Genomic DNA, 19,195 nt, shown 5'->3' with positions numbered 1-19,195 from the left:
TAATAAAACATATACATCATTAATCTATATCTGAAGTTTTGTGATTAGTTAAAACGAATTCTTCTCAAGGCTGCATCAGTATGGGCATTAATTATTAATCCACTGTTGTCCATAGCGCTCATGACGGCGCCTATTACAGGATCTATCGTCAGCTTGGTAACACGAGCATTAGACGCTACCGCTGCCACGCCTTCTTTTATGGCATTAACCATATGAGGTGAGCTTCCTTTGGCTAAAACGCTGCCCGTCAAGACGACATCGAAGCTATCCCGCTCCATGCCAAGTCGCTTAATAAGCGCATTAACGGCGTTCGCGTGCTCAAGCCCTGCCTCCACAAGAATACGAATCGCTACGGCATCTCCTTGCTCCGCTGCTGTAAACATCATTTTAGAAAGTGTGATTGGCGGGCGCTTATTGGTATCCAACATATCGTCATACATTTCTTGCATGGAGCTATAGCCAAGCTCCTGTGGAACAAGCTCAGTCAACAGGCTTGGAAGCTCGCGGCCTTCCCAGCTGCGAATAGCACTGCGGAAAGCATGAATGGACAGACAAGTCCCTGATCCTTGACCATCACCGTATTGATAGCCAAATCCGCCGTATTGAAGCTCTTCCCCTTGTGAATTACGAGCAGCACTATTGAACCCGGTACCGCTAATAATAACGGCCCCATAGGACTGATTCGTGCCTGCGCGCATGCCGATCATCGTATCACACGCAATCGCATGCCTATCATAGCCAAGAGATGCAATCATCGGCCGAAGGATTTTGAAATCAGGCTCCCGATCTGCACCTGCCAGTCCAAAATAGGCAAATGTCACCTCATCCTTCGTAACGCCACCCTCCTGCAGTGCTTGCGAGCAAGCATTGTCGATGCTGATTTTTGCTTTATCAGACGCCGTTTGATGGTTGCCGTTTCCTCCGTATCCTCTACCGAGCACACGCCCTGTCTCATCTGTAAGCAAAGCATGTGTTTTGCTCCCCCCGGCATCAATTCCAAGAAAAATGATGTGGTTCACACTCCTATTCAAATCGAAAAGTAAATGACAAACGTATGATCTCAAATCCGCTTAACCTTACTTCTATTGTAAAATAAAAAAAATCGTTCTTCTTATGATAAAGAACGATTTTATAATACTATCTTACTGTTTATTTAATTCGTAAATCAGATGGCATTTTACCGATGTGCTGCTTAAATAACCGATTAAAGTTGGATAAATTGCGAAAACCGCATTCAGAGGATACATCAATAATTTTCTTGTCGGTTGATTCCAGCAGGTTAACGGCATGAGATAGTCGAAGTTGGATTAAATAGTCCATGGGGGAGGTTCCAACCGTTTGGACAAACAATGCGCTAAATCGAGATGGACTAAGATGGGCTGCCGCTGCCAGCTCCCGCAGCGTCCACGGATAGCTGATATTTTCCTCGATCTGATGAAGAACATTCCTTATTTTATCCATGCCTCTAGAGTAAATGGAGCCACTGTCACTATTTTTAGAAAAATAACGATTAACAAAAGCAAGCAGCTGAATTAAATGCGCTCTTACAACAGCTTCAAAATGAAACTCTTTCGCTATAAATTCAGCCTCCATCGCCTTGATCGTAGTCGTTAAACGAGCCAACATCGGATGATTTCGATCGAGCACATTATCAAATCGAGAACCCATTTCTCGAAAAGGAACGAGCAGCCCTGTATCATAACGCTGTTCAATCGCTAAATAAGAAGGATCAAACATGATGATCAGCATAACAAGACCCGTATCTTCCATTTCAAAAGCACGGTGGAGATCATTGGAGTTAATCAGAATGATATCTCCCTCCTGAAAGGAATACCGATTGCCGTTAATTAAATAATGCCCGCTTCCCTTGTATATATAGTTTATTTCAAGAGCGGTATGCCAGTGCAGTCTTTGAAAGGATTGACTGACACCCTCCGTTTGAGAAATTAGAATGGGAAACATTTGAGGAAGTTTAATATAGTCCCGGCTTATAGTATTATTCAAATTCGATGGCGAGCTCATACATTAATTCCTCCTATGTTTCCCCTGTTTTTCTCTCAATGATTTGACTCGTATACGATCTAATAAAACAAAGGTTCTGCAATCACACCTTGCTATTCACTTGCTACGGGCTCAGCAAATAAATGCTGATATCTTTCATAATCGGATTTTTTGCACTCCATCGAAAGCTTTGTTCCATTTGGCTCATAAGAGGTAGCCTGAACATGCGCATTGGCATTGAAATAAGCAACTAAACGGCCTTCTTCAAAGGGAATAATAACTTCGCACTGTATATAGCCCTGAAAGATCCGATTCTTAACAAGTGTAATCAGCTCATCTATCCCCGCACCTTGCTTAACGGAAAGATATACGTTCTCTCCATTTACCAGCGGATACTGCTTCTCGGTTAAATCGGTCTTATTGTACGCATAGACCATCGGAATATGATCCGCTCCTAGCTCCTTAAGCGTCGTATTCGTCACTTCGATGAGCCGCTCATACTCATCATTAGAGTAATCAACGACCTGTATCAACAGATCGGCCTCGGTAACCTCTTCAAGCGTTGAACGGAATGCCTTGACCAAATAATGCGGAAGCTGGCTGACGAATCCGACTGTATCGGTGAGCAGAAAGGACTTATTATCCGGCAGCTCAATACTGCGTACAGAAGTCTCCAGCGTAGCGAAAAGCATATCTTTTGCCAACACCTGCTTATTCAGATCAGGCATATACCGACTCAAAATCGCGTTCATTAGACTGGATTTACCCGCATTTGTGTAGCCCACTAGACAGACAACGGGCACACCCGTCTTCTGGCGCTGCTTGCGCTGCACTTGACGCTGTGCAACGAGCTTCTCCAGCTCATTCTGCAAGGCGGAGATTCTATCCTCAATGCGACGGCGATCCAGCTCCAGCTTGGTTTCACCCGTCCCTTTGTTCTTCATGCCGGAGCCACCGCCTTGACGACCGAGCGATTCACGCAGTCCAACAAGCCGCGGGAGCATATATTGCAGCTGTGCTACTTCTACCTGCAGCTGCGCCTCTCGCGTACGGGCACGTTCTCCAAAAATATCTAAAATGAGAATGGTTCGATCAATAACTTTCTTCTGCAACGCGCCTTCCAGATTACGAATTTGCGAGGGAGAGAGCTCATCATTGAAAATAACGGTGGACGCATCAAGTTCTTCTACAATCGCCGACAGCTCCTCGACCTTGCCGCTGCCCAGATAATTGGAGCCATTAACTCTTGCTGCCTTCTGCGTCAGTTCCCCGACTACCTCAATGTGGCATGCATCTGCAAGATTTCGCAGCTCCTCCATGGAGTAAGCAAAATCAGGCCGATTCTGTAAATTAACGCCGACGATAACGGCTTTGTTATTTGGTTGTTCCATATAAAATTTCCTCCTTATGAAAAACGATCTATTGAAAGACAAAAAAACACACTGGCGCTCTGGCCTGTGTGTTCGATATACGAATAGAGGAGGTTGGATCTTGCCTTAAGGGTAGCCGAAGCTTACCCATACAAGGCAAGGGGTCAATTCCGTCAGCATCAAGAAAGAGACTCACCGTGATGGAGAGTAACCCTTATATGCTTACGAACGTTTTATTCCTTAAAGGCAACATGAGACTTACATCCGATTCATCTCTTGTTAAAGTAAATTGCTTAGGGGTTACCTTTAAGACAGACCTATCCTGAGTCCTCTGCACACAGGCAGAGTATTGGCGCTATTCAATTAGCCGCGCAAAGTTCTAACTCGGATAAAGTCTATCACACGTAACCCTCCGTTCCATTTTAAGTAAGCCCATTCTAACATACGGTTAAGCAAAAATCCACAACCTCAAGAAGGTTGTGGATTTAAATGTATGACTGTTAATTGATGACAGGATATCGATATTCTAAGCTGTGTTCACGTTCCATCAATAGAATTAGCCTAAATCAGGCTGTTCCAAAAAGGTTACAGCATGATCAGAAGTACCATGCAATTCAAAGATGACAATTTCATTATCGCCCTGCTTCAATAAAGGCGCAGGTACATACAATCTTTTCTGCGGCCCAATATTCCAATAGCGTCCCAGGTTGAAACCGTTGATAAACACAACGCCTTTAGTCCACCCTTCCAAGCTGATGAATGTATCACATGGCTCATCTACAACTAGTGTCCCTTTGAAGAAGCTTGGCTCCGATTGTTCAGACAGCCCCTCAAATGCAAGACCGGATAAATCCTTTAACGGCAACGTATAGGTCGTCCAATCTGACAGGAACTGTCGTCCATACCGAACACCCTCAGTAATCCCTTTGCGGTCTTTCATATAAGGTCCATAATTAACACGGCCTAAATTCTCAACTAGTAGAGTTACTTCTACTCCCTCAGCGGGAACTTCAAACTCTATTTTGGCATCTCCATCCACACGATCAAGGATACCCACTAGTTTCCCATCAAGGAATACCTGTGCACGATCATGCAGCTCTTGAATGAATAACTCATCTTTCGGGCGAGGTCCGCTAATAAAGGTACGATAATGAATATATCCGTAATCCTGACCCAATTTCTCCATCGTTTCCGGATATGCCGTATAAATGGGTGTCGAAATACGCTCCAAATTTGCCGTCAAGACAGCCTGTTCGGTCATCGCGACCCGTCCATAAGCCTTCTTCGCGATAGGCGCTGGCAATTGGCAGGGTTCTAAATCCACATATTTTGAAATGACTTCACGCACAGCATAATATTTATCCGTTGGTTCACCGGATTCATTCAGCAGAGCATCATAATCATAGCTTGTAACCGTCGGCTCATAGCTGTCCTTCGTATGACCATTCGCTCCGTTATAGAAGCCAAAGTTAGTTCCACCATGGAACATGTAGAAATTAACAGACCCGTTCAGGCTAAGGATATCATCCAATACGTTAGCGACATCCGCAGCAGGCCGAGTATGATGCTCTTCACGCCAGTGATCGAACCAGCCGTTCCAATATTCCATACACATGAATGGCGCATCCGGTTGGTATTCTTTCAGCTTATCAAATGCTTCCCTTGCTCGGGAGCCAAAGTTCACTGTTGCTAATAGACCATCAATCATACCACCCTGGAGCATCGCATCCTCAGGCCCGTCAGAAGTAAACAACAGCACGTCCATCCCGCGAGCGATCATGCTTTCTTTCTGATGAGTCAAATACCGTTTGTCATTGCTATAGCTTCCATATTCATTCTCGACCTGCATCGCAATAATAGGTCCGCCATTGGTGCACAAGAGCGGCTTCAATTTCGGAAGCAGCACATCATAGTAAGCATCAACATGATCCAGAAACGGCTTATGATAGCAGCGAAGTCGCATATCCGAATCTTCCAGCAGCCAAGAAGGCAGTCCGCCAAATTCCCATTCTGCACAAATATAAGGCGCAGGACGAACAATGACATGCAGTCCCAATTCACCAGCAAGCTCAATAAATTTAACGAGATCCGCCATGCCCTCAAAATGAAATTGACCCTTCTTCGGCTCATGAATATTCCACGCCACATACGTTTCAACGGTGTTGAATCCGCAAGCTTTTAATTTTAGAAGACGATCTTGCCAATACTCAGGTACGGTTCGAAAATAATGAATAGCTCCTGAAAGAAGTCTTATGGGCTGATCATTATAATAGAAGGAAGATCCTGAATAATTAAATGTAGCCATTTGTTCTCCACCTCGTCAAAAATTCGAAATCCTATGCGAAATAGCCCGCTAAAGCATTATTAATCCGCTCTCTTGTCGCTAACAACCATTCTCCACTGCCGCTGCCTTTTGGATAAACGGAGAACGTCAATGGCTCTGTTAATCCCTCTTCCAATAGCTTAACTGTCTCATCTTTGCCAATCTTCTGCTCAAGCAGCTCTAATGCGCGTATATCTTGCATCGCCTCATAGAGCACTTCCAATCGAATGGATTCAATTGGACCCTCTTCACCCGGATATACCAAGTAGGAATCTCCTGAAGGAAATCCAAGTTTAGCATCCGTTGAACGATATGGATCCAGCTTTTGATCAATGGAATACTGGGAATACCAGAAGTTAAAGCCCCAATGCAGAAACCCTTTTAATCCATACTTATACAACTGTAATCCAATAACCCGATTTCTGGCAGACGGCATGTTAAAAAAGCGGTTTGATACTTCTTGATGCTGCGCGCAGCAATAATAGGTCCACAAATCTGGCACACCGCGCTCCAAGAATGGATCGATATGATTGTTGCCCGGAATCGGTCTTTGTACCAGACCCCGCTCATACATATCCAAATCAGACAGCGCATCCATAATCGGATAATGGGATAAATGCTTGCGTACGATCTCACTTGCAGCTTGATAGGTTTCCAATTGATGAGGTTCCGGTTCATCTGAAATATGGAACCAGCTTTGGTCATCCAATTTATTCTCTTTCAGGTACCGGTCAAGACTAGGCAGGAATTGATCCAAGAAGCTGCGATAGGCCTCAGAGGATGCATCTGTCTCCCATCCGAATAGTTTTTTCTCTTCTCCATTAACCGTTCCAATAATTTTCGGAGCACACTTTGCTCCCCATTGCGTAAATAAGTGAGAGAACTCAAAATACTTGACGTCCAGTTTCTGACACATTTTTACCCAACGCGTAAGCTTATCGAAGCCAAACGTGTACGTATCTCCTTCAACAGCTACTTGAACCAGTTGAACAGTAGGACGTTCTCCTCCAACGAGAGTATCCAGAGGCGGTGTAAACAACGGCGTTAATACCATGTTCATGCCATGCTTCACCATCGACTCTACATAGCGTTCCAGAAGTGTCCAATGCGCTTCACTAAAGACTTCAACACCGTACTGCGTTGCAATACAATCGACATGGAACCATTCTGTATGAATTAATTGTTGTGGAGGCAATGCAGCAGGGATAACCGTCAACTCGAATGCATCGGATACCGCTAATACCTCTCCTTCAGATGATTGGAATGACACTTGAATGGAATGAAGCCCTGCTGGTACAGATTCATCCAGCTCAATGCTTACCCATATGGAACGCCATTGCTGGGGAACCGTAGTTATGGCTTGCTGATCTATCTCGTATAAGGGATCGGGATATAGTCCAGGCGTCGTACGCAAGACGTCTGCATCAGGGTTTTTGAAACAAGGCATCTCTGAAGGAACCAGACCCACAGACCGAATAGAAATGCGGTCAGCAAGGGATGAATTAACTTGTAGTTCTATATTTTTCAAAAGAGAATCTGACGTATATGCGATCTGAAAGGAATAGGTTTCGCCCAAAAGTGCGGATGCGCTTTTGAAGGGCTGTTCAGTAAGCGCCTCATCTGCAAATACTTTTGTCAAAGAGCTTAGTAACACCGTTTCAAATTGGACTGGATCATTCATTACTCTTCCACCTCATTATCGTAGAATGCTTTGTGCAAATTCTTTCAGATTGACACTGTTTCCATCCATTCTTGATTGCTCTGCCGCAAATGCCATTAAATGACTTTGAATCGATTGATTTGCAGAAGTAAGTCCTTGAACCTTACCATCTTCTCTTACTAGCTTTAAGAAATCCTTGAGCAGACCCATATCACCGCCGCCATGACCAACGTGACCTCCCATATCTTCAAAGGAGATTCGCTCAACCTTGCCGCTGCCGAAATGAATCACTTCAATTTCATTCTTCTCCATGGCACCGCGAATTTCACCTTTAGTTCCCATGAGCTTGATTGTACGACTGACATCTCTAGTAAATGCGCTCATCGTGAATGCTACTGTCACGGAATTCGCGAACTCCATATTTACAACCTGATGATCAACAACGTCGTTGTCACAATGATAGACGCATCTGCCGTAAGGGCCTTCCTCTAGCGCTTTATAACGCGCACTATAACTCAAATCATTACTAATTGCCGAAGTAGGCCAATTCGTATCCTCTGTTAAATAGTGCTTAGGCGCATAGTAGAGACAATCATCTGCCACTGGACACCCATCCAAGCAACGCAGCGGAGCCCCCGCCGGCGCTTGATCGGATGTAAAGTGGGAAAGTGATCCGAATGAAGATACACGAACACATTCCGAGCCTGCCAACCAGAGCAGAATATCCAAATCATGACAAGACTTTGCTAGAATCATCGGGCTGGAGTCCTCTTTCCGGCTCCAATTTCCTCTCACAAAGCTATGTGCTTGATGCCAAAATCCTACATTTTCATTATGCGTGATTGACATCAATTTGCCAATTGTTTCATTATCTAGCAACCCTTTTATGGTAGAAAAGAAATTCGTATAGCGAAGAACATGACAAATCGAGAATACACGATTTAATTGAGCCGCTTTCTCTCCCATAAGCAAACACTCTTTGGCATCCGGAGACATTGGTTTCTCAAGAAGCACATGATAGCCCGCCTCAAGTGCTTTCATTGTCGGGTCAAAATGCTGCTTATCTTGTGTACAGATAAGTACAGCATCTGCGAGTTTTGGCATTGCGAAAAAGTCATCCCAGTTCTCAAAACACCTATCATCTGGAATGCTATGTCTAGCTTGGAAGCTCTCCCTGCGTTCAACAACCGGTTCAGCAACGGCTACAACTTGCAGCTCATTAGGATGCTGAAGAGCATACTCCAAATAGTTGACTCCCCGTAATCCCGCTCCAATTATTGCAACAGTAACTTTTTTCATGAATGATCTCTCCTCGTTGGTGGTTGTCTCTCTATTCTTTAACGCTTCCTACTGTCATCCCTTTAACGAAATACTTTTGCAAGAACGGATATACGAGCATAATAGGCAACGCGCCCATAAAAATTTGTGCATTTCGGAGTGTCTTCTCACTCAGGTTTTCCATCACTTTCAGCTGCTCAATGGACATGGAAGACATTTGAGCATTAATCGACATAATTAATGTAGATAGATAGGTTTGCAGTGGATATTTCTCTGGTGAATTCAAGTATAGAATACCGTCAAACCAGGAATTCCAATGACCAACAATGGTGAACAAGCCGATCGTTGCGATCGATGGAAGCGATACAGGCAAATAAATTTGCCAAAGTACTCTCCAGTGTCCCGCACCATCAATCGTAGCCGCCTCATCCAATTCTCTTGGAATGGATCGGAAAAAGTTCAACATGAGCACCATATTCCATACATTCAATGCACCTGGCAAAACGAGTGCCCAAATCGAATCGATGATGCCTGTATTTTTTACAATGATATAAGTTGGAATTAGTCCGCCGCCGAAAAACATCGTAACCGCAAAGAACCATACATACGGGGTTCTAAATTTGAATTGATTATTCGATTTGGCGAGTGGAAAAGCCGTAATAAATACAAGCAGCATATTTACAGCCGTTCCAAGCACGACCCGTTGTACTGACATCCATAATGAACGGAAGAATTCAACCTTCTCGCCCAAGTATTGATAAGCATCCAGATTGAATCCAACAGGCCAAAGCTTTACTTCACCCGCCATCGCCGCTGTATTCGAACTCAGTGAAATAGAGAGTAAATGAATAAACGGGATAATACCGAGCAACGTGATAGAAGCTAACAACAACGTATTGAACACGACAAAAAGCTTTCTGCTGATTGATTGTTTGTGTATCACAGTATTACCTCCGTCCTAGAATATTCTGTAATTGTTATATTTGAAAGCCGCATAGTAGGTCATAGAAACCAATCCTAATGAAATGACAGATTTAAAGAGTCCGATTGCCGCCGCAGGTCCGAATTGTTGACTGAACATCCCCAAGCGATAAACGAATGTATCAATAATATCTGCTCCTTCATATACGGTCGGGTTATACATAATTAGAATTTGCTCGAAACCAGCATTAAGAATACCGCCTAGGCTCAATACGCCTAGCAAAATGAGAATTGGGGCAATACCCGGAAGGGTAATGTGCATAACCTGCTTCCATCTTCCTGCTCCGTCTACCTCTGCTGCTTCATAAAGCGTTGCATTGATTCCTACAATGGCTGCAAGCATGACAATCATGTTGTAGCCCATGCCCTTCCATACATCTGATCCGATGATAATGCCTCTAAACCAGTCATTGTCTAACATAAACATAATAGGTTGAAGTCCAACTTCGGATAATATGCCATTAATAGGCCCATTTAACGAAAATAATTCAATAATGACGCCTCCAAGCACGGTCCATGATAGGAAGAACGGCAAGAAGATTGCGGATTGAATGAAGCCTGAGAACCATTTTCTTGTAACCTCGTTTAGTAATAGTGCAAGAACGAGAGGAACAACAAGAAACAGAACCATTTTGAAAATCGCGATAATGATCGTATTCCAAAGTACTTGAGTGAAATCGGGCAAAGCAAATACATAACGGAAATTATCAAAGCCAACAAATTCTGATTTAAAAAATCCAGATAATGGTTCAAACTGTTGAAACGCCATGACAAGACCAGCCATAGGACCGTATGCATAGATCAATGTAGCGATAACACCTGGCAATAGCATCAAATGAAGTATATATTCCTTTTTCAGCGTTCTCATAGATGACCCTCCTAACCAGCCGTGAATTTTAAAGCGGGAGGCTTTGTCGACTACTCGACTCATCTCTCCCGCCTTTTTATTTTTATAATTTAATTTTTGGGTTGTTCACTATACCATGCATTGACTTCTTTCGTAATATCGTCGCCGCCAAGTGATTTCCAGCTTGCAACGAACTTGTCGAACTCATCAATGGATGCGCCCATGATGATTTTTGTGAAGGATTCCTGCATAAGCTTATCGAGCTGAGCACCCTTCTCTACTTGCGTTTTTGTAGGAAGGCCATAGAATTCATTGTTTACAAATGCTCCGCTATCTTTAATCTTACGAGTCGTTCCCCAGCCGCCATCTTTTGCTGCACGGCTGTAATATTGACCCCAGTTTACACCTTTGGAAGCATCTTTCGTGTTTCCTGCAAGGTAATCCGTACCCGCTTTAAACACATCCGCGACGTTTTTGAAGTTCTCGTCATCCAGTGTAATTTCAGTTTGCTTCGCATCCATCGCTTTGTTTACTTCTGTATAGATCGTTTCAATTTGAGCAGGGTTGTAGATACGCGGGTTAAACCAGTTATATACATAACCCTTCTCTGCTTTGTTTTGCTCCAAATATTGCTTATTACCCATTTCAATGTAGAAGTTGATCATTTTAATTGCAGCTTCTGGGTTTTTCGCTTTTTTGTTTACAGCGAATACTTTTCCAGCACGAATTTTCGGAACGAGTGATTTTGCTGGACCGTCAAGTCCTGGAATTTGAATAGCAATCCACTCAGCCTTCGGATCATTATCAATATTCAAATTAAGCGGCCAGTTCGGGTACCACCATTCGCCGTATGAAATACCAACTTTGCCAGAAGTAAGATCTTCTACTGCTTTATTCTCATCTTTCAGAGCAAACTCTTTGTTTATAATGCCATTTTGGTACCATGATTGCAGCTTTCCAAGCGCTGTCTTCACTTCAGGTTGGATGAGACCTGGTTTTAATTTGTCATCTCCATCTTTGAGCCAAGCGGTCTGAGCATCACCAATGGATGGATATGCACCGAATCCGTTAAACAAGCCTCTTACATCAAATCCCCAGAAAAATAAAGTCTTTTGCAAAGAAATACCGTAGGTATCGTCTTTTTTATTTTGATCGGGATCATTTTTCACAAACGCTTCTGCGACCTTTTCTAATTCATCGATCGTCGTCGGCGCTTGTAGATTTAGATTATTAAGCCAGTCCTTCCGAATCCAAAGCAATTGAGTGGATAGGAATGGATCTTCAAAGGCTGGAATCGCTAGCTGTTTGCCGTCTGCGTTGTATGTCTTCATTGCAAAGCCGCCATCAGATTCCATGTATTTCTTAAGTGCTGGCGATGCATATTGCTCATAAGCTTCTGTCAAATCAGCCAGCATATCTTGTTTCTTGAGCTTCTCGAAGTTTTTCGGATCCAGCTCTAAAATATCAGGCAGGTCACCCGATGCCATTGCCAGTGAGAATTTTTGCTCAAATTGGCTGGACGGTACGGTCCATTTATACTTCACTTCGATGTTCATCATCTCTTTGAGATCTTTGAAGTAAGCATTTTGATCAGGTGTAATTCCTTTAGGTGTTCTTGAATCTTCCGGTGGATTAAATCCAAGCACTTCTGTAACAGTAACCGGTTCAGGGTACTTACCGAATGGATCTGGTGGAGTGGTGGCTTCTGCCTGATTGTTCTCAGTTGACGGTTTAGAAGTTGGTGTATCAGCCTTGTCATTTCCTTGACTGGAGCATGCTGTAATTGCTGAAAGTGACAGTGATAACAATAAAATCATTTTCATTGTTCTGTAATTTTTCATATGAAACACTTTCCCCCTTTAATGATGTTAATAGCCCTGATCCCTGTTTTAATTATATTTCGGAAGGGAAAGCGGTTTCAATTTCACTTTTTTTACATCACTTTTGATTCCTTTACTTATTGTGAATTTCGATACTCTTGTGGTGAAAGTCCGGTCATTTTTCTGAAAAAGGTCGTGAAATAGGAAGGCGAATCGAAGCCTGCCTTGATTGCGATTTCATTTAACTTCAAAGATGTATTCATCATTAGATCAATGGCAACTGACATTTTGGTGGATTGAATATACTCCAAGAGATTATGTCCCGTGATCTGTTTGTAATAGCGAGACAAATAGGATGGATTAAAATGCACCTCATCCGCAATCGCCGTTAGGGACACATTACTAGATAGATGCTTATGCACATATTGATGGATTTGTTCAATTAGCAATTGCTTAAACTCCTCTTGCTTCAGCTCTCCACTCATATCAGAATCATTGCAAGTTGATTTCTCAAGATCAACAATAACCATTTTTTGACCGAATGCAGCCCTTTTCTGAATCATGGCAAGAACCGATTCCACTAACGTATGAACCGTATCCCATTTCCCCATCAAATTCCCAGATATTCCGAATGAAACGGAAGCGTCCAGCAATTCGACACATTCATTTTGTACAAGCTCAAGAATACCTTTCATATAGGAGGCTATACCCTGCCAATTCAAGCCCGTATCCCCTTGTTCCTCTCTAAATCGTTCCAGCAAATTTTCATCCGGTTGTAGAAGCCACACAAGCACACTGCCATTATATACAGCCTTCTCCCCTACTATGGAGGCTGGCAGATGATTATCAAAAATATGTTGTACCGAATCCAGCACTTTTAAGTTCTGAACATCCAGCCGATCTACTTGCCCTACAAGGAAGAAAGAAGGACGATCAACTGCAATGCCAAAATCCACTTCCGAATAGATGACCTGTGACAATAGAGAAGCTAACGATTCTCCGCCCAACATAGCTTCCATTAATTCTTTTTTCAGATAGGGTTGCATGATTTGAATCTGTTTTTGCGCCTTTTCCAGCTGTACCCTTTGGCGTTTCTCTTCTTCCAGTTTACGTATGGCCTCTTTAACCGCTTGGAAAATCGGTTCAATTCCTTCTGTCTTCAGGATGTAATTTTCCACGTTTTTTCTTAACGCTTCATATACATAATCGAATTCACTATATCCCGTAAGAAATATCACTCGGCAAGAAGGCCAGTAATATACCATTTCATCAACCAATTGCAGACCATTCTTCTGAGGCATACGAATATCGCTAATCAGAATGTCCAGCTTCGTTTTCTTTGCTATTTCAAGCGCTTCGCTCGAGGAATATGCTTTGCATATGTCCAGCTCCAAATCTTTGTTTCCTTGAAAAAGATGGACAAGACCATTCACAATAACCGGCTCATCATCTACGATTAATAATCTGTACATTATTATGCCCCCTTGTTTTCGAGATGGATAATAAGGTCCACTTTCAAACCTCCGTAATGACTTCGGGACACGAATAAACCGCTGCCAGCTCCATAAATTAATTTAAGTCGATTGCTAACGTTAATTAGTCCCGTTTTTTCAACTTGCATGATTTTCGACATAAGCTGCTCCTGTAAGTGTTCAATTCGCTCATCCGTTAATAATTGGCCATTGTCTTCTACGGTAATGCGTACGGTACCATCCTGATAGTTAGCTCCAATATACACAATCCCGTTCATTGTACCGTCTTCAAAGGCATGATCAAATACGTTCTCCACGATTGGCTGAATGATGAGTCTTGGTACGTAAACCGTATGCAATTGATCCGAAACATCCGTGTACTCATACGAAATACGATTAGAAAAGCGGATACATTGAATCTCGCAATAATCGAGTGCATGCTGAAACTCTTTGTTTAAGAGCACTTCATCAGAACCGCTTCTAGTGATGTATTGATAATAGCTTCCTAGCTTTTGAGAAAGCTCCGCAGCACTATCGGAATCGCCAACCTTACACATCATATAAATATTAAAGAAGCTATTATAGAGAAAATGCGGATTGATTTGAGACTGCAATTGCTTTAGTTCTGAATGCTGCAGAGCCATTTTTTGTTCATAATTCTCCTCTATGGAAACCTTCAATCTATGCGCCATGCGATTGAAGCTATGAAATAAATAATGAAATTCATCCTTTGTCTTCGACTCAATGATCAAGTCCAGATTGTCTGTTTCAATCATTCGAAAGGCCTTGCCCAAGTTGGATAATGGACGATGGATCATGACGTTAACAGAAAAAGAATATAACAATAATATGATGATGGTAATGCTGAACAAGAGGTAATATAACGTATAAAATTGACTCAATGAATTGGTAATTTCATTCTGATTCACATACATAATTAAGGATAGATTTAAAGAGCTTACAAAATTATTTATAACAAAATAACGGATACCGTTCACTTTCTCCATCTTAGACATATTCTCAGCTTGATCATTTGGCTCTTGAACCAAATGCTGCTCTACTATCATTGCTTTATCGTCTTGAGTCGTGGAAAATGCGCTTCCTAGCGTTTCATTCCCAAGCAATACCTCAGACTCTTGATATAAGGTCGTGATTTGATGCAGCTCTTCCAACAGCTTTTCCTTGGAAATCTCTATATATGACCAGATGCCGTCGTTATTTGCCGTCTCAATAAAGAATATTCGATCTCCAACTCTATAAAATGAAGGTTTGACTACCGTTTCCAATAGTGAAGATATAAGTTCATATTCTTTATTTGGCGTATCCGTAACGCCATCCGATATCGATATTGTTTTACCTTCTGACGCTACATAAACCCCTGCGTTAATGACATATTCGCTAGAATTCATTAGAAAGCTCAATCGATCTCTAACTTGTTCTATGAGTTTAACCTCATCATATATACCGAGGCTTCCTCCCCTAAAGCTAAGCTTTTGCAGATCTTCACCGTTAATAAATCCTAATTGCTGACTTCGAATGAAATACATTTCCTTATCCAATTGCTTAGCGTAAAAAGAAGCCCCCGCCTCCGCTGAATTCAGCATCGTACTTTTTGAGAAAGACATGCCTTTGTAATTGACCCATATGTTCATCAAAATAAGAGGAACAAGAAATACGATAAATACGATGACAATTTTCTGATAGACGAACCATTTCGCTTTTCCGGCAGCCTTTAATTTCATACGATACTTCCTCCTGCATGATTGTCTCTGTATACGTTATTGAGGCATCTTATATTGCTATCATACCGTAATCCGCGATAGTGATTTTCGAACAGTAGATTCCATTCCTATCTTTAGTATCTAATAGCATGCGTGCGCTTACAATCATTAATTATTTGGGAGGACTGGACAGCAATAGAAATATAGGCTCACGTTGGAATATGGTCTGCTTAATGTGTATAGGAAGCGTGCGAAGGTATTAGATGCATTGGACGAATTTGGATGAGCTCTGCATGAAAGCGGAGCTCATCCCCGTTAGCAAAGTGCCATTAAACTTAGTGAGAGAAGAGATTATCAGGCAATTTCGCATCCCAATTAGAGGGAGCAGTAAGTCCTAGCGCGTGAATGACGACAGCTGCTGTGTCAGTAATGATGAAGTTTCCTTGCAGTGATGCATTTGGCTTAATTCCTGGTCCGGCACAACCCCAGAAGATCGTTTTGTCAGAGGGATGATCACTTCCGTGCTGCTGAGGATGCGCCCCTCCTCCACCGTGATCGGAAACGACTATAATTAAGCTGTCCTCCATAATCCCCGCTTCTTCAATAGCTTGTATGATTATTCCCGTGTTCCTATCCGTGTCCTCGATAGATTGATACTGCTCAGTTGTATTGAATCCGTATTGATGCCCGCCGGCATCAGGTAGATCTAACCCAATAAACATAAGCTTCAAATCAGGGTTTTCTCGGATATATGCAGCTGCGGCTTGCGAGAGTTCACGGTCATTCATGGATTCCTTATGGACGCCGATTGAGGATTCAATTATGCCGTAATTAATGGGATTCCAGACACTGAATGCCGCTAGTTTCGCAGCAGGGATGCCGTCCCGAACGATTCGAAATATGGAGGGATACGGAGAGTCCTCCGGGTAGATTTCATTGCTGGCTTTATCATTATTCAGACCATGCTTATGGGGCTCTACACCATGCAGGAGCGCTCCCCAGCATTCCGCGCTTATTGTCGGAGATACCGTTTGCGCTTCAAATCCAAACGTTCCCCTCGCAATTAATTTATCTAAATTCGGCGTGTTTGCTGATTTTACGAAATTACCTGCACCATCCCAACCAATGATAAATACTCTCGAAATATTTTTCATTCTATATTCTCCTTTTATAAATGAATAATCGGTCTTCTAAATTTCCAATTTCATTTCTTCCATTTCAATATAATTATCGAGATTAACAAAGTCAACACATTTACAACTAATCACAACAAATTACAATATAATTGAAAATTCCTCACCAACAAGATAGAAATAATCATTTCGATTCCAAACCGTTAATGACCCATTCCTTATTGTTTAGGGCTCTGACATGTGGTTGCGAGGAATAACAAACTAAATTACAATACATGATTAATGCGTACAATAAAGCAAATCAGGCGAATGGTGTAATTAGGAACGGGGGGAATAGAAAATTGTCTATTAGATTCAGGCTGCTGCTTTCATTCACATCCGTAGTTGTTGTCTCCGTCATTCTGTTCGTTCTGACAGCGTATCTGCTGTCTGTAGCCGTAACAGGCGATTTTCGCAGTATTAAAAGCTTCTACAATATTCACTATTCCCTTCATCCCCTCTCAGAGGAGGAAGAAAATTTATTTATCGATATGAAATATTTGGCCAAGCATGACCCTGAACGATTAAAGGATCAGCTTCTGCTGGAAGATTATGATTTTCAGTTAAAGATGGTGCAAGCCGGACTCGTCGTCCGTGAAAATAATAAAATTATCTATGCCGCACCGACTTTAAATGGCCTAGACCTCTCATCGAGCTTGCCGCCATATGATATGGGTAATAATTCTATTCGTAATACTATGAATGCAGGAAGCCGATTCTTCTCCTATGCAAAATTCGATTTCTACTTCTCGCCTGAAACCGGTGAAAAGGGAAGTGTCTTTGTCATTCGAGAGAGAAGTCCTTTCGCCGAGCTGGTCCGAACATTGCTTCCTATTTTAATATTGATATTTGTCGCCATTTTATTATTAACCGGATTCTTGCTATATCGTTATGTGACTCGTAAAATCATTTACCCGCTTGATAAGCTCAGACAATCCGCAGAACATATTAAAGATGGCGATCTAACGTTTCAACTTCAAGCAACATCTCGTGATGAGGTCGGACAGCTTGTTCAAACCTTTGATCAGATGCGTCAGCAATTATACGATTCTATACAGCTCCAGCTCCATTATGAAGAGAACCGCAAGCAGCTGCTGTCAAATATTTCGCATGATTTAAGAACACCCATTACGACGATTAAAGGCTATGCAGAGGGCATTCGGGACGGTGTGACCAATACACAGGAGAAGCTGAACAAGTATGTAGGGGCTATACATACGAGAGCGACAGATATGGAGAGGCTCGTGGATGAACTGCTGTTCTATTCCAAGCTTGATTTAAACAAGGAACCCTTTTCCTTCGAACAGGTGGAACTTAGTCCATTCCTTCACCGCATCGTGGAAGAGCTTGCGATTGATTTCGATAACCATGTCGTCGAAGTGAAATGGGATGAGGAGCATTTGATGCCGCTATTCGTTCTGGCTGATCGCGAGAAGCTGAAGCGTGTAATGATGAATCTGCTCGATAACTGTCTCAAATATATGAATCAGAACCCTAAGCGATTAACCATTGGAATGATACAAAAAAACGATCATGCCATCATTAGAATTGAAGATAATGGTCCAGGCATTCATCAAGATTCCTTGCCGCATATCTTTGAACGATTTTACCGGGAGGAGCCTTCACGGAGTCAAGCAGCAGGAGGAAGCGGTCTTGGGCTGGCAATCGCCCAGCAGATTATCGAAGGGCATGGCGGAACGATCTGGGCGACTAGTGAACAGGGGCAAGGCACGAGCATCTTTTTTACATTGAAAATATTTGTGGATCGCAGGTGATCATAGATGAAAAAAATATTAATTATTGAAGATGATCCGTACATTGCGGAGCTGCAGAGAGATTATTTCATCTTGCATGATTACGAGGTGGAACTAAGCCATGATGGACAAGAGGGGCTCTCAAAAGCGCTAAGCGGAGACCATAACCTCATTATTCTTGATCTGCAGCTGCCAGGAATGGATGGGTTTGAGATCTGCAAACAAATTAGAGCGCAGCTCGATGTGCCTATTCTAATTGTTTCCGCCAAAAAGGAGGAAATCGATAAAATTCGGGGCTTCGGACTCGGTGCAGATGATTTCGTTACAAAGCCTTTTAGTCCAAATGAGCTGGTAGCGAGAGCGAAAGCGCATTTGGCGCGATATGAACGTTTTACTGGAGGCAAAAAGGTCGAAAAATCAGACACAATCAATATTAGAGAGCTTTCCATCAATAAGTCCTCTCATCGGGTATTCGTTCACGGCAAGGAAGTCATGCTCCCAACAAAAGAATTCGAGGTACTCGTATTCATGGCCGAGAACCCCAATCGGGTATTCAATAAAGATCAGCTTTTCGAAAGAATCTGGGGCTTAGAGTCAAATGGAGAGATCGCGACAGTGACCGTTCATATATCACGAATTCGAGAAAAGATCGAAGCTGATCCCTCAAACCCACAGTTTATAGAAACCGTGTGGGGTGCGGGTTATCGCTTCACGATCTAACCTTCATTAGAAACCTATGAAGAAAATTATTCTTTTGTTTATAAATTGTTTATACTTTATTGTCAGCCGATTTAGA

At 42.5% G+C, this 19,195-nt stretch carries 14 protein-coding genes; 2 read left to right on the top strand and 12 right to left on the bottom strand.

The annotated features are described in order from the left end of the window. Positions 1-44: 44 nt before the first annotated feature. From AC0YOD_RS11465 to AC0YOD_RS11410, 12 genes are all read right to left on the bottom strand, one after another. The gene (locus tag AC0YOD_RS11465) at positions 45-1,031 is read right to left on the bottom strand and encodes an N-acetylglucosamine kinase (protein ID WP_475799432.1); all 987 of its coding nucleotides are present in this window, start codon (positions 1,029-1,031) and stop codon (positions 45-47) included. A 118-nt stretch (positions 1,032-1,149) separates the two neighbouring features. Then, positions 1,150-2,022, bottom strand: a complete 873-nt coding sequence (locus AC0YOD_RS11460; protein ID WP_475799431.1) for a helix-turn-helix domain-containing protein — start codon at positions 2,020-2,022, stop codon at positions 1,150-1,152. Positions 2,023-2,114: 92 nt separating this feature from the next. Next, on the bottom strand, positions 2,115-3,392 hold the full coding sequence (gene hflX, locus AC0YOD_RS11455) for a GTPase HflX (RefSeq protein ID WP_475799430.1): 1,278 nt from the start codon (positions 3,390-3,392) through the stop codon (positions 2,115-2,117). Positions 3,393-3,927: 535 nt separating this feature from the next. Beyond that, complete coding sequence (locus AC0YOD_RS11450) at positions 3,928-5,676, bottom strand: glycoside hydrolase family 35 protein (protein WP_475799429.1); 1,749 nt, start codon at positions 5,674-5,676, stop codon at positions 3,928-3,930. Between the two features lie 31 nt (positions 5,677-5,707). Continuing rightward, the gene (locus AC0YOD_RS11445) at positions 5,708-7,375 is read right to left on the bottom strand and encodes a DUF4091 domain-containing protein (RefSeq protein ID WP_475799428.1); all 1,668 of its coding nucleotides are present in this window, start codon (positions 7,373-7,375) and stop codon (positions 5,708-5,710) included. A gap of 15 nt (positions 7,376-7,390) precedes the next feature. Next, the gene (locus AC0YOD_RS11440) at positions 7,391-8,653 is read right to left on the bottom strand and encodes a Gfo/Idh/MocA family protein (protein WP_475799427.1); all 1,263 of its coding nucleotides are present in this window, start codon (positions 8,651-8,653) and stop codon (positions 7,391-7,393) included. Positions 8,654-8,684: 31 nt separating this feature from the next. Beyond that, positions 8,685-9,572 (bottom strand): carbohydrate ABC transporter permease, encoded by an 888-nt coding sequence (locus AC0YOD_RS11435; RefSeq protein WP_475799972.1) that lies wholly within the window; start codon positions 9,570-9,572, stop codon positions 8,685-8,687. An 18-nt stretch (positions 9,573-9,590) separates the two neighbouring features. Next, positions 9,591-10,481: an ABC transporter permease gene (locus AC0YOD_RS11430; RefSeq protein ID WP_475799426.1), complete on the bottom strand. Its 891-nt coding sequence runs from the start codon at positions 10,479-10,481 to the stop codon at positions 9,591-9,593. A gap of 89 nt (positions 10,482-10,570) precedes the next feature. Further along, on the bottom strand, positions 10,571-12,301 hold the full coding sequence (locus AC0YOD_RS11425; protein WP_475799425.1) for an extracellular solute-binding protein: 1,731 nt from the start codon (positions 12,299-12,301) through the stop codon (positions 10,571-10,573). 116 nt (positions 12,302-12,417) lie between these two features. After that, positions 12,418-13,752 (bottom strand): helix-turn-helix domain-containing protein, encoded by a 1,335-nt coding sequence (locus AC0YOD_RS11420; protein ID WP_475799424.1) that lies wholly within the window; start codon positions 13,750-13,752, stop codon positions 12,418-12,420. 2 nt (positions 13,753-13,754) lie between these two features. Next, positions 13,755-15,494, bottom strand: coding sequence for a sensor histidine kinase (locus AC0YOD_RS11415; protein ID WP_475799423.1), 1,740 nt, complete (start codon positions 15,492-15,494; stop codon positions 13,755-13,757). Between the two features lie 314 nt (positions 15,495-15,808). After that, a complete protein-coding gene (locus AC0YOD_RS11410; RefSeq protein ID WP_475799422.1) occupies positions 15,809-16,627 on the bottom strand; it encodes an alkaline phosphatase family protein in 819 nt (272 codons plus the stop codon). Between the two features lie 320 nt (positions 16,628-16,947). On the opposite strand from AC0YOD_RS11410, the gene AC0YOD_RS11405 reads away from it, so the two are divergent. Continuing rightward, on the top strand, positions 16,948-18,420 hold the full coding sequence (locus AC0YOD_RS11405; protein WP_475799421.1) for a sensor histidine kinase: 1,473 nt from the start codon (positions 16,948-16,950) through the stop codon (positions 18,418-18,420). Between the two features lie 6 nt (positions 18,421-18,426). Then, a complete protein-coding gene (locus tag AC0YOD_RS11400) occupies positions 18,427-19,119 on the top strand; it encodes a response regulator transcription factor (protein WP_475799420.1) in 693 nt (230 codons plus the stop codon). Positions 19,120-19,195: the final 76 nt, after the last annotated feature.

The sequence above is a fragment of the Paenibacillus sp. J31P13 genome (assembly GCF_056269295.1).
Note: the sequence above shows the minus strand (reverse complement) of the source record. Positions and strands in the feature narration are given on the sequence as shown.